At 63.9% G+C, this 12,599-nt stretch carries 12 protein-coding genes; all 12 read right to left on the bottom strand.

Going from position 1 to position 12,599, the window contains the following annotated elements; genetic code table 11:
- Nucleotides 1-178: 178 nt before the first annotated feature.
- Nucleotides 179-649 carry a 30S ribosomal protein S7 gene (gene rpsG / locus QM716_RS16375; protein WP_072690599.1) on the bottom strand — a complete coding sequence of 157 codons (471 nt, stop codon included), beginning with the start codon at nucleotides 647-649 and terminating at the stop codon, nucleotides 179-181.
- Nucleotides 649-1,023 carry a 30S ribosomal protein S12 gene (rpsL, locus tag QM716_RS16370; RefSeq protein WP_003941908.1) on the bottom strand — a complete coding sequence of 125 codons (375 nt, stop codon included), beginning with the start codon at nucleotides 1,021-1,023 and terminating at the stop codon, nucleotides 649-651. Before rpsL ends, rpsG begins: the two co-directional genes overlap by 1 nt.
- 409 nt (nucleotides 1,024-1,432) lie before the next feature.
- The gene (locus QM716_RS16365) at nucleotides 1,433-1,978 is read right to left on the bottom strand and encodes a DUF3558 domain-containing protein (protein ID WP_283305080.1); all 546 of its coding nucleotides are present in this window, start codon (nucleotides 1,976-1,978) and stop codon (nucleotides 1,433-1,435) included.
- Entirely contained in the window at nucleotides 1,975-2,523 is a 549-nt protein-coding gene (locus tag QM716_RS16360; protein WP_283305079.1) for a DUF3558 domain-containing protein, read from the bottom strand. Before QM716_RS16360 ends, QM716_RS16365 begins: the two co-directional genes overlap by 4 nt.
- A 72-nt stretch (nucleotides 2,524-2,595) precedes the next feature.
- Entirely contained in the window at nucleotides 2,596-3,207 is a 612-nt protein-coding gene (locus QM716_RS16355; protein WP_283305078.1) for a TetR/AcrR family transcriptional regulator, read from the bottom strand.
- A gap of 43 nt (nucleotides 3,208-3,250) precedes the next feature.
- The gene (locus QM716_RS16350; RefSeq protein WP_283305077.1) at nucleotides 3,251-4,036 is read right to left on the bottom strand and encodes an enoyl-CoA hydratase family protein; all 786 of its coding nucleotides are present in this window, start codon (nucleotides 4,034-4,036) and stop codon (nucleotides 3,251-3,253) included.
- A gap of 12 nt (nucleotides 4,037-4,048) precedes the next feature.
- A complete protein-coding gene (locus QM716_RS16345; protein ID WP_283305076.1) occupies nucleotides 4,049-5,209 on the bottom strand; it encodes an acyl-CoA dehydrogenase family protein in 1,161 nt (386 codons plus the stop codon).
- Nucleotides 5,209-7,194, bottom strand: a complete 1,986-nt coding sequence (locus tag QM716_RS16340; protein ID WP_283305075.1) for an acetyl/propionyl/methylcrotonyl-CoA carboxylase subunit alpha — start codon at nucleotides 7,192-7,194, stop codon at nucleotides 5,209-5,211. Before QM716_RS16340 ends, QM716_RS16345 begins: the two co-directional genes overlap by 1 nt.
- Nucleotides 7,195-7,202: 8 nt before the next feature.
- Nucleotides 7,203-8,801: an acyl-CoA carboxylase subunit beta gene (locus QM716_RS16335; protein ID WP_283305074.1), complete on the bottom strand. Its 1,599-nt coding sequence runs from the start codon at nucleotides 8,799-8,801 to the stop codon at nucleotides 7,203-7,205.
- Nucleotides 8,798-9,946: an acyl-CoA dehydrogenase family protein gene (locus QM716_RS16330; RefSeq protein ID WP_283305073.1), complete on the bottom strand. Its 1,149-nt coding sequence runs from the start codon at nucleotides 9,944-9,946 to the stop codon at nucleotides 8,798-8,800. The genes QM716_RS16335 and QM716_RS16330 overlap by 4 nt, the downstream gene beginning before the upstream one ends.
- Nucleotides 9,943-11,664: an acyclic terpene utilization AtuA family protein gene (locus tag QM716_RS16325; protein WP_283305072.1), complete on the bottom strand. Its 1,722-nt coding sequence runs from the start codon at nucleotides 11,662-11,664 to the stop codon at nucleotides 9,943-9,945. Before QM716_RS16325 ends, QM716_RS16330 begins: the two co-directional genes overlap by 4 nt.
- The gene (locus tag QM716_RS16320; RefSeq protein ID WP_283305071.1) at nucleotides 11,661-12,482 is read right to left on the bottom strand and encodes a TIGR03084 family metal-binding protein; all 822 of its coding nucleotides are present in this window, start codon (nucleotides 12,480-12,482) and stop codon (nucleotides 11,661-11,663) included. The genes QM716_RS16325 and QM716_RS16320 overlap by 4 nt, the downstream gene beginning before the upstream one ends.
- Between the last annotated feature and the right edge of the window lie 117 nt (nucleotides 12,483-12,599).

The raw sequence follows: 12,599 nt of genomic DNA, 5'->3' as shown, positions 1-12,599 counted from the left end.
TGGTTTTCGGGTGTCGGCCGTATCCGGTGTGTTCCACCGTCAAGGCCATGGTCTTTCAATTATGTCTCTGCCGAGGCGAACCTGGCCACCTGCGTCCGGAAACCGGCCAGATGATCAGGTCGCCAACGGCGACAAGCGTCGGAGCTCTACCCGATGGCAGTTGCTCCGACGCTTTACATCACCAGCGGTAGTGGGCGAATGCCTTGTTGGCTTCGGCCATCTTGTGAGTGTCTTCGCGACGCTTCACAGCTGCACCGAGGCCGTTGCTGGCATCGAGGAGCTCGTTGGCGAGACGCTCGACCATGGTCTTCTCACGACGTGCACGCGAGAAGGTCACCAGCCAGCGCAGTGCCAGCGTGGTGGAACGACCGGGACGAACCTCGACCGGCACCTGGTAGGTAGCGCCACCGACGCGGCGGCTACGAACCTCGAGTGCAGGCTTGACGTTGTCCAGGGCGCGCTTGAGGGTGACGACCGGATCGGTGCCGGTCTTCTCGCGTGCCTGCTCGAGAGCCTGGTACACGATTCGCTCTGCGGTGGACTTCTTGCCGTCCATCAGGATCTTGTTGACGAGCTGCGTCACCAACGGGGAACCGTAAACCGGGTCGTTGATGAGCGGGCGCTTCGGAGCGGGGCCCTTACGTGGCATTAGCTCTTCTCCTTCTTGGCGCCGTAGCGGCTGCGTGCCTGCTTGCGACCCTTGACACCCTGGGTGTCGAGGGAGCCGCGGATGATCTTGTAGCGGACACCCGGGAGGTCCTTCACACGACCGCCACGGACGAGCACCATGGAGTGCTCCTGAAGGTTGTGACCTTCGCCGGGGATGTACGCGGTGACCTCGACCGAAGTCGTGAGGCGGACACGTGCGACCTTACGGAGCGCGGAGTTCGGCTTCTTGGGGGTGGTGGTGTACACGCGAGTGCACACGCCACGACGCTGCGGGCTGCCCTTGAGGGCTGCCGTCTTGACCTTGGCGGTCTTGTCGCGGCGACCCTTGCGGACCAGCTGGTTGATGGTTGGCATTTACCGGCTTTCTTGTGACGAACAGACTGCTCGAGCGAACTCGGGCCGTTCGAAAACGTGGCTGTTCTGAAATTAGGGATCTAGCAGTTGGAGCAAGAGAGCTACTGCTCCTCACCCACCTCAGAGTCTGTACTCAGCGCTTTCGCGCCTTGCACCACCCCCGAGGTCGGGCGTGTCGCATACCCCCACACAGGCAGCCGGATGCTCGTTCATCAGCAAATTCTGCTCGAACGCGCGCACGGCAATACCTAGCTAGGCACACAGATCGGCCCGGGCATGCCGGACACGACCCATAACGATACCTGTCGGCGCGCCACAAGGTCAAAGCGAGGCCACGGTGATAGTGACCTCATGCTCTGACCAGACACTCTGGCCGCATGCGCAGACCGCGCAGTCAGACCGACCTCGCTCAGATGCTCCGGTTCAACGTCAACCCGCCGAGCTTCGCCGCCGCCTCGCACGGATCCGCTCCGCCTCGAGGCTCGGTAACCCACCACCCGAACACTCCCCCGGCCGGTGCGCTTGCGCTCACCCCGCAACTCAGCGGATCGGCCGGCTGGCGAACCTGGTACCCGGCACTGCCGTTGATGTCGATCTTCGCCACCACGTATCCCAGATGTTCGAAAGCAGCGCGCTCGTGATCGAGGGTGCCCGTCTCGAACCAGTTGAAGGTGATCTTGATCGGACCCGCGGCCCCGATGCCGTCCCAACGGCAGATAGCGCCGAAGAACCCACGCCCGACGGCGTCGGCACCCACGGCGCCGGCGATCTGCTCGTCGGTGACCGCTTCGCATTCTTGGAGGACGTTCGCGAATTCCTGGCTGTCACTACCGCGGTAGCTGCCCTCCGCGCGGGGAGTCCCGGTGACCACCGAGCCGCATCCTGTGAGTAGAACCATCGACCCTGCCAGGGTGAGACCGACCCTTACGCGCTTCAGTCTGCCCTCGAACTTCACTGTGCCCTCGAAACTGTTTTTTCCATCAGATCCCGTGCCACCGTGCATGGATCCGCGGTCGGAGGCAGCAAGCCGTAGGTGATCGACCAGTGCACGAAGTCTCCGCCGAACGCGATACCCAACTCGCACAAAGAACCCGCCGTGGACGCGATGAAGCCCTGGCGGCCACCGATCGTGATGTCGTCTGCGGGACGTCCGAGCAGGTCGGACCCCGCCCGTTCGCGGCCGATCGGACTTCCGCGGTACCAGGAGAAACTGACGCTCGGGCCATTCGAACCGGCGACCTCCCACTGGCAACCGACGCCGTTGCGCGTCGTCGTCGCAAAAGTGCCGAGATTGAAGGCGTTGACAACTTCTTCGTCGGTCACCGAGCCGCATTCGGCGAACATCGGACCGGGATCGGTGGGTGCGAGCACCGGCGAACTGGTGCCGTCGCCCGGTCGGTCGGCGGGCCCGTCGTCGGAGGTGCAGCCGACAACCGCCGAGAGCACGGCAGCCGAGACCAAGACCGAAGTCCCGATCGAAGTGAGAGTGCGTGCGGCCATGGAGCCGACTGTACTTCTCGGTGGCCCCCGACACACGCCTCGCGCATCGGTGGCAGTCGCGCCGCTACCGATTCAGGGCGCTGTGACCGGTACCCGAACCAGCGTGGAATCCAATTGCGCCGCCCACTGTTTGACCACCTCGGTGCGTCGGCGCGAGTCGTCGGTGAGTACGTCTGCCAGACCCAACCCACGGGCCAGGTCCAGTGTCGCCTGTACCAAGCGGTGCGTCACAGGATCGGAGTCGTCGACACCCAGACTCTCGATGGCCATCCGGTGTGCGATGCGCCCGAACCGTTCCTCGAGGGGTAGTACGCGGGCACGCAGGTCGGGGTCGGAGGCGGCGGCCGTCCACACCTGCAATGCTGCCTTGAAAAGGGTCCCGGTGTAGTACTCGACCAGCCGCGAAATGATCGCCTCGGTACGTCCGGCACCCACCGGAAGGTCGGTCGATTCCTTTCGTGCCTGATCCATCCGGGCGTCGAACATCACCTCGAGCGCCGCGGTGATGAGGTCCTCTCGCGTCGGGAAGTGGTGCTGCATCGCACCTCTGGACACCCCGGCACGCTGCGCGACGACGCTCATCGTCGTCGCGCTCCACCCGAGTTCGGCGAGACACTCCACCGTCACTTCGAGCAGGTGGGAGCGCGTGACTCGACTTCGGTCCTGCTTGGGTTCCCGAGTCATCGCGCCGCCATCCCTTCTACTCCTGTGTTCCAGTACGCATGCTCTATTGCGCCCAGGCCGCCGGACGCTTCTGCAAGAAAGACATCATGCCCTCACGAGCCTCGTCAGAGGAAAACAGCCGTGCCGACTGCGCGATCATCTCCTCGCCGTCGCGGTCGAATCCGGCCAGGACCGAACGCGTCGTGATCCACTTCGATTCGGCCAGCCCCTGCGGTGAACATTGGCGCAAGGTGCCGAGCAGTTCGGTAATCGACTCTCCCGTGTCCTGCGACGCAGAGGTGACCAGTCCGATCGATTCGGCCTCGTGCTGGCCGAACTTCTCTCCGGTGAGCAGGTAGCGGCTCGCAGATCGCTGGTCGAGCCTCGGCAGGACCGTGAGCGAAATGATGGATGCTGCCAAACCCAATCGTGATTCCGTCACCGCGAAGGTGCTCGCCGGTCCGGCGACGACGATGTCGCACGCCCCGACAAGACCCATACCCCCGGCCCGGACGTGACCGTCTATCCGCCCGATCACCGGCTTGGGCAGCTCGAGAATGCTGCGCAAGAGCGTCAGCATCCCCCGGCCGCGCTCCTTGACGGCGTCCTCCGGTGACGCGGACGACCCCGAAGCCTCACTGAGATCGGCTCCCGCACAGAATGTTCCACCGGTGTGGGTGAGCACTACCGCTCGAACCGCTGGATCGACAGCCGCCGACGTCAACCCCGCCTGCAACTCCGTGACCAACCGCGTCGAAATCGCGTTGCGGTTGTGGGGTGAGTCGAGGGTGATCGTGGCAGCACCGCCCGATACTTCGTACCGTACGTATGGCTTGTCCTGATCCGTCATGGGCCTCCCCTTCTAGTAAGACCGCGGGAGACCGAGGGAATGCTGCGAGACGAAGTTGAGGATCATCTCGCGACTGACCGGGGCAACGCGGGCGATACGTGCCGCGCCGAGCATGGCAACCAATCCGTATTCCTTCGTCAGACCGGCACCGCCGTGCGTCTGAATCGCCTGATCGAGTGCCTTGATGCTGGCCTCGGCGGCCGCGTACTTCGCCATGTTCGCGGCCTCGGCAGCACCGAAATCGTCACCGCTGTCGTAGAGCACCGCAGCCTTCTGCATCATCAGTTTGGCGAGCTCGAGTTCGATCTTCACCTGCGCGAGAGGATGCGAAATGCCCTGGTGCGCACCGATCGGCGTCTTCCACACCGTTCGCTCGTTGGCGAATTTCACCGCAGCGTTGAGGGCGTAGCGGCCCATGCCGATCGCCATCGACGCACCCAGAATGCGCTCCGGATTGAGGCCGGCGAACAACTGCATCAAAGCGGCATCAGCTTCGCCGACCAGAGCGTCGGCCGGCAGGCGCACATCGTCGAGGAACAAGATGAACTGGTGGTCCGGTTCGATGATGTCCATCTCCATCTGCGTCGCCGCGAATCCGGGAGAATCCGTGGGGACGATGAACAGAGCGGGCTTGAGCTTGCCGGTCTTGGAGTCCTCGGTGCGCGCAACGATGAGAACCGCATCAGCCTGATCGACACCCGAGATGTAAATCTTGTTCCCGCTCAGGATCCAGTCTTCTCCGTCACGCCGAGCAGTCGTCGTGATCTGATGCGAGTTGGAACCAGCGTCCGCCTCGGTGATTCCGAACGCCATGATCTTGGAGCCGTCGGCGAGGCTGGGTAGCCATTGCTGCTTCTGCTCCGCCGTGCCGTACTTGCCGATGATGGTGCCGCAGATGGCCGGCGAGACGACAACCAGGAGCAGACCGGCACCCTGTGCCGCCAATTCCTCCTGCACCAGCGCGAGTTCGTAGATACCCGCACCGCCGCCGCCGTATTCCTCCGGCAGGTTGACACCCAGGAATCCGAGTTTGCCCGCCTCGTTCCACAATTCCGTGAGCGGCTCACCCTTGCGTGCTTTGGGCAACACGTAGTCGACGTAGTTGAAGCGCTCACCCAGTTTGGAAACGGATGCCCGCAGTTCCTTCTGCTCTTCGGTTTCGATGAAACTCATCATGCTTCCTCTTCTGTAGCGGGTTCTTCTACACGTGCGAGTACCGATCCGACCTCGACCTGCTGGCCGACGGCGACCGGAAGTTCCACCAGGACACCGGCAGTCGGCGCGGTGACGGTGTGTTCCATCTTCATGGCCTCGAGCCACAGAATCGGCTGGCCTGCAGTGACAGTGTCACCGAGTGCGGCGCCGAGGCGGATAACCGAGCCCGGCATCGGAGCGAGCAACGAACCGGCAGCGACCTCCGCCGACGGATCCACGAAGCGCGGTGCTGCCGTCAAGGCGACAGGTCCGAGCGAGGATTCGACAAAAATCTCACTCCCGTAGGCTGCCACGTCGAACGAACGCCGAACTCCGCTCTGCTCGAGCACTACCCGGGCCGCAGTTGCCGATACCAGACTCACGTCGTCGAAGCCTTCTGCACTCAGGCTGCCGCTTCGGCTCAGGGAGTAGCGGACGTCGTAGTCGCCCGACGCAGTGGAGTAACTCTTGCTCTGCGGCTGCGACGGTAGGTTGCGCCACCCGCTGGGCAAGCGGCCGATGACGCGGGCCGACGCCCGGTTGTGCGCGGCATCGGCAAGTGCCGCCGCCAGCGCCGAGATCCTTTCGGCGTCGGTGTCGGCCAGAGGCGTGGACAGCTTCTCGAGATCATGAGTCACGAAGAAGGCCGTGTCGGTATCTCCGGCAATGAAGGCCGGGTGAGCCAGGACGTTGACGAGCAGGTCGCGGTTGGTGCGCAAGCCGTGAATCCTGGTGCGCGCCAGCGTCGATGCGAGCAGTCGCGCAGCTGCCGTTCGCGTCGGCGCATAAGAGATGACCTTGGCCAGCATCGGGTCGTAATGGACGCCGACAACACTGCCGTCGACGACGCCCGAATCGAGGCGAACACCCTGCTCACGCAGAACACTGAATTCTGCCACGTCACCGGGCAACTCGATGTGGTGAACGGTACCGCTCTGCGGCTGCCAGTTCTTGGCGGGATCTTCGGCGTACAGACGCACCTCGATCGAATGCCCGCGGATCTGCGGCTGTTCGCCTGGGAGCGCGTCACCCGAAGCGACCCGCAATTGCAGCTCCACCAAATCGAGTCCGGTGGTGCATTCGGTGACCGGGTGCTCCACCTGCAAACGGGTGTTCATCTCGAGGAAGAAGAAGTCGCCCTTTTCGTCGGCGAGGAATTCGACGGTTCCCGCGCCTTCGTAGCCGATGGCGTTGGCGGCGAGTCGTGAGGCGTCGAAAAGCTTGTCGCGCATCGCTGGGATGCGTTGCACGAGCGGCGACGGTGCTTCTTCGACGACCTTCTGGTGCCGACGCTGGATCGAGCACTCGCGCTCCCCCACCGCCCACACGCCGCCGTGTCGGTCGGCCATGACCTGAACCTCGATGTGCCGACCGGTCTCGAGGTAGCGCTCGCAGAAAACCGTCGGGTCGCCGAATGCGGACTGCGCCTCACGCCGAGCTGCTTCCAGTTCGCCGTCCAGCGCCGACAATTCACGAACGACACGCATTCCGCGTCCACCGCCACCGGCCGACGCCTTGATGAGCACCGGCAGATGAGCCTCGGTCACCGCGGCGGGATCGAGTTCGGAAAGCACCGGCACTCCGGCGGCGTCCATGATCTTCTTGGACTCGACCTTCGAACCCATGAGCTCGATGGATTCGACGGGCGGGCCGATCCACGTCAGCCCCGCATCGATGACGCTGCGCGCGAACTCCGCATTCTCGGAGAGGAATCCGTATCCGGGGTGAATCGCGTCGGCGCCCGAAGCCTTTGCTGCGGCGATGATGAGCTCACCCCGCAGGTATGTCTCGGCAGGCGTGTTACCCGGCAGCCGAACCGAAGCGTCGGCTTCGACGACGTGCGGGCTGTCGGCATCTGCGTCGGAAAATACCGCTACCGTGCCGATTCCGTTCTTGCGGCAGGTTGCAAAGACACGGCGGGCGATTTCGCCACGATTGGCGACCAGTACTGAAGTGATTGTCACGGCGTGCCTCACATACGGAAGACGCCGAAGTTCTCGGTGCCTTCGATCGGGGCGGTGGCAATGGCCGACAGGCACATTCCCACCACGGTGCGGGTGTCTCGGGGATCGATGACGCCGTCGTCGTAGAGACGCCCGGACAAAAACATCGGAAGTGACTCGGCCTCGATCTGGTTCTCGATCATCGCGCGCATGCCGGCATCAGCCTGCTCGTCGAAGACCTGGCCGCGCGCCTCGGCGGCAGCGCGTCCCACGATGGAGATGACGCCGGCGAGTTGCGCACCGCCCATGACGGCGGACTTGGAACTGGGCCAGGCGAAGAGGAATCGCGGATCGAACGCGCGCCCGCACATGCCGTAGTGACCAGCGCCGTACGACGCTCCGAGCAGGATGGAGATGTGCGGAACTTTGGAGTTGGCAACCGCATTGATCATCATCGATCCGTGCTTGATCATGCCGCCCTCCTCGTATTCCTTGCCCACCATGTAGCCGGTGGTGTTGTGCAGGAACAGCAACGGCGTGTTGGAGCGGTTGGCCAGCTGGATGAACTGTGTGGCCTTCTGGGATTCCTCACTGAAGAGAACTCCACGGGCGTTCGCCAGGATGCCGATCGGGTAGCCGTTCAGCTCCGCCCAGCCGGTCACGAGAGACGACCCGTAGAGCGGCTTGAACTCGTCGAAGTCGGAACCGTCGACGATGCGGGCGATGACCTCACGCGGATCGAAAGGGATCTTCAGGTCGGCGGGAACGATGCCGAGCAACTCTTCCGGATCCTCGAGCGGTTCGATGATCTCGGCGCGAGGCGCCGGCCCCTTCTTGGTCCAGTTGAGTCGCTTGACGATCGAGCGCCCGATGCGGATCGCGTCCTGCTCGTCGGCGGCGAAGTAGTCGGCCAGTCCGGACTTGCGGGCGTGCATTTCGGCGCCGCCGAGTGCCTCGTCGTCGGATTCCTCTCCGGTGGCCATCTTGACCAACGGCGGGCCCGCGAGAAACACCTTGGAGCGTTCCTTGATCATCACGACGTGGTCGGACATGCCGGGAATGTACGCGCCGCCGGCCGTCGAGTTGCCGAAGACCAGTGCGATGGTGGGGATTCCGGCGGCGGAGAGCTGCGTGAGGTCACGGAACATACGCCCGCCCGGGATGAACACCTCCTTCTGCGTCGGCAAATCTGCGCCGCCGGACTCGACCAGGGAGATCACCGGAAGGCGGTTCTGCATGGCGATGTCGTTGGCGCGAAAACCCTTACGAAGCGTCCACGGGTTACTGGTGCCGCCGCGCACGGTCGGATCATTGGCAACGATCAGGCATTCGACTCCTTCGACGACGCCGATACCGACCACCGTGCTGGCGCCGACCTGGAAATCGCTTCCCCAGGCGGCGAGGGGGCACACCTCGAGGAACGGTGAATCCTGATCGAGGAGAAGCTCGATCCGCTCACGAGCCAGGAGCTTTCCCCGCTTGTGGTGCCGCTCGGTGTACTTCTCACCGCCGCCCGCCAGCGCCTTGGCGTGCTCGACCTCGATCTCGGCGAGCTTGGTGTTCATGGTCGAGGTTGCGGTCTTGTACACCTCGGAATTGGTGTCCAGAGTGGACCGGATGACACTCATGACTGATACCCCAATCGCTTGGCTGCGAGGCCGGTGAGGATTTCGGTGGTACCGCCACCGATTCCCAGAATTCGCATGTCCCGGTACTGCCTCTCCACTTCACTTTCCTGCATGTACCCGAGGCCACCGAACAGCTGAACGGCTTGGTTGGCAACCCATTCACCCGTTTCGACGGCCGTGTTCTTCGCGAAGCACACCTCGGCGATCAGATCTCCGTCACCGGCCATGTACCGCTCGATCACCGAGTGCGTGTACACCTTGGCCACATCGATCTTGCGGGCCATCTCGGTGACGGTGTTCTGCACTGCCTGGCGGCTGATCAGTGGGCGGCCGAACGTCTCACGGGCGCGGCACCATTCGAGGGTCAATTCCAGGCATCGCTCCGCGCTGGCATACGCCTGCGCAGCGAGGGCGACACGCTCGGAGACGAATGCCTGCGCGATCTGCGCGAAGCCGCTGTTCTCTGCCCCCACCAGATTCTCCACCGGAACCCGGGCGTCGACAAAGGACAGCTCCGCGGTATCGGACGCGCGCCACCCCATCTTCTCGAGCTTGCGTGACACCGTGAATCCCGGTGTGCCCTTCTCGATCACGAGTAGTGAGACGCCACCAGCTCCGGAGCCGCCGGTGCGCACTGCGGTGACGACGAAGTCGGCGCGAACCCCGGAGGTGATGAACGTCTTGGCGCCGTTGACGATGTAATGGTCGCCGTCGCGCTTGGCTGTGGTTGTCAGGTGTCCGACGTCGCTGCCGCCGCCCGGTTCGGTGATGGCGAGCGAGCCGATCTTGTCTCCGCGCAGGGTCGGCTTGACCCACTTCTCGATCTGGGCATCGTCGCCGGCGGCAATCAGGTGCGGTACGGCGATACCGCAGGTGAACAGCGAGGCGAACAATCCGCCAGACGCACCTGCCTGGTGCATCTCCTCACAGATCACGATGGAGTCGACGGCGTCGCCGCCTTCACCGCCTGCCGATTCTGGAGCACTGGCCCCGAGGAGCCCCAGAGCGCCTGCCTTGCGGTGCAATTCGCGCGGGATCTCACCGTCACGCTCCCACTGCGTCAGGTGGGGCAAAATCTCCTGGTTCACGAATCCGCGTACGGTCTCGCGAAGCGCAAGCCTTTCCGGTGTGGTCCACACGGTCACCGTGAATCCTCTTTCTCGTCAGTTGTGGGGAGTAGCGAAATCGGGATGTCGATGTGGCGCGAGCGCAGCCATTCGCCAATCCCCTTGGCTTGCGGATCGAACCGCGCCTGCGAGGCCACACCCTGACCGAGGATTCCCTCGATCACGAAGTTGACGGCACGAAGGTGCGGAAGCTGGTAGCGAGTGACGGTCAACTCTGCCGCTTCGGGCAGTAGTTCCTTGAGCTTTTCGACGGTGAGGGTGTGCGCCAACCACTTCCACTGATCGTCCGTGCGAACCCAGACGCCGACGTTGGCGTTTCCACCCTTGTCGCCGCTGCGAGCGCCGGCGACCGTGCCGAGCGGCACCGAGAGCGAAGACTGAGGCGGCAAGGGCTCCGGACGCTCGGGTTCGTCAACGGGTTCGAGGTCCTGCGTCAGCGTCGACGGAGCGATGTCCACACGAGTGCCGTCGGGAAGCACGGCGACGTGAGGCACCGATCCCGCGTCGACGTAGCCGGGGGTGAAGACTCCGTACGGTTGGCCGTTGCTCGGCGGAGCAGTCAGCGAGAAGCCTGGGTAGCTGGCGAGTGCCATTTCCACCGCAACCGCGGAGAAGGGGCGACCGATCACCTTGGGATCGGAATCGCGAACCACGCAGCGCAGCAACGCACTTGCAGTTTCTTCGGTTTCGGAATCCGGATGATCCGTGCGAGCGAGGGTCCAGACCAGTTCGGCCGGCTTCTTCGTGAGCCAGGATTCGAGTTGGCTCTTTGCCAGATCTGCCTTGGCCTCGATGTCGAGACCGGTGAGAATGAACGTGGCCTCGTTGCGGAACCCGGCCAGTGTGTTCAGCGAGACCTTGTACTGCGGCGGCGGAGCCTCGCCTGTGACGCCGCTGATCAGCACCCGATCCGGGCCTTTTTGGGTGAGCACCGCGTTGTCGATGCGTGTGGTCACGTCCGGGCCCGCGTAGCGTCCGCCCGTGATCTCGTACAACAGCTGCGCCGTCACGGTGCCGACGCTCACCTCGCCGTCCGTTCCGACATGCTTGGTGATGACGGACGATCCGTCTGCGTTGATCTCGGCGATCGGGAAGCCAGGGCGGCCCAGATTCGGAATCTCGGTGAAGAACGCGTAGTTGCCGCCGGTGGCCTGGGTGCCGCACTCGATGACGTGGCCCGCCGCGACAGCACCGGCCAACTGATCGAAATCATCGCGCTTCCAACCGAAGTGATGAGCGGCCGGACCGACGATCACCGAAGCATCGGTGACACGTCCGGTGACCACGACATCGGCGTCGGCCGACAATGCTTCGACTATGCCCCAGGCGCCGAGGTACGCATTGGCCGTCAGCGGGGAACCGAGTCCGAGTTCGTCAGCACGGGAGACCAGATCGTCCCCCTCGACGTGGGCGATCTTCGCATTCAAACCCAGCTTGGTGTTGACCTCACGCAGCGCATCGGCCAGCCCGGCCGGGTTGAGACCGCCGGCGTTCGCAACGATCTTCACGCCCTTGTCGAGCGCGAGGCCGAGGGTGTCCTCCACCTGCCGCAGAAAGGTCTTCGCATAGCCGAGCGACGGGTCCTTCATCCGGTCGCGGCCGAGGATCAACATCGTCAGTTCGGCAAGGTAGTCGCCGGTCAGGTAGTCGAGTTCTCCGCCCTCGAGCATCTCGCGCATCGCCGAGACGCGGTCGCCGTAGAAGCCGGAGCAGTTGCCGATCCGTACCGAACTCATTTGTCCACCTTTGCTTCTCGTCCCTCGCCGCTGAATCCGATGGCGGCTCGTCCCTCGCCGCTGGGTCCCGCAAATGCCTGCGCGAACCCAAGCCACTCGTCCGCGTCGGCACCAACGGCGACCAGATCGAGATCGGCGCGATTGGCGCGCTGAGTGACCAGCAAGCAGAAGTCCAACGCAGGCCCGGTCACCTTCTGCGTCGCATCTCCCGGCCCCCAGGTCCAGATCGAACCGTCGGGCGCCGTCAACTCCACCCGGAAATCCTCGGCGGGCGGCATCTTCTCGTTGACCGAGTACGCAAAGTTTCGCGTGCGGACACCCAGATGAGCGATGTTCTTGATGCGCGACGTCGGAACTCGTTCGGCACCAAGAGCGTCGGCGACGTCCTGTCCGTGTGCCCACGTCTCCATCAACCGCGCGGTTGCCATGGAGACACCGCCCATGGGCGGGCCGTACCAGGGGAACTTGGTACCGGCCGGGGCAGCGGTGAGCGCCTCGACCAGAGCAATTCGCCCCGCTCGCCAATCGGCGAGCAACTCTGCGGGCGGCCGGGCCGCCTGCTCGGCCGCCCCGTCGTCGACAAACCCCGCCGGATTCACGAACGCCGCCTTCAACTGCTCCGCGAACCCGTCCGGGTCGGTGATCGCCAGGATCGCTGCACTGTCCGTCCAGTGCAGGTGCCCGATCTGATGGGCAACGGTCCACCCTTCCGCAGGCGTCGTTGTCGCCCACTTCTCCTCGGGCAGATCCGCAACCAGGGCGTCGAGGCTCTCGCCCTCGGCCCGCAGGTCATCGATGAACGTCTGAAGTTCGGCCATGCGACCAGCATCACACTCGTGCCTAGAAAAATCAAGCACGAATGATTGTTATTGCGAAATCTTGTGGTGAGAGACTGAGCGCAACCGATCACCGACCCTGCATCATCGATCAAACAG

This window comes from Rhodococcus sp. IEGM 1409 (assembly GCF_030056735.1).
GTDB lineage: Bacteria > Actinomycetota > Actinomycetes > Mycobacteriales > Mycobacteriaceae > Rhodococcus_F.
This window is presented reverse-complemented; position numbering and strand designations above follow the sequence as displayed.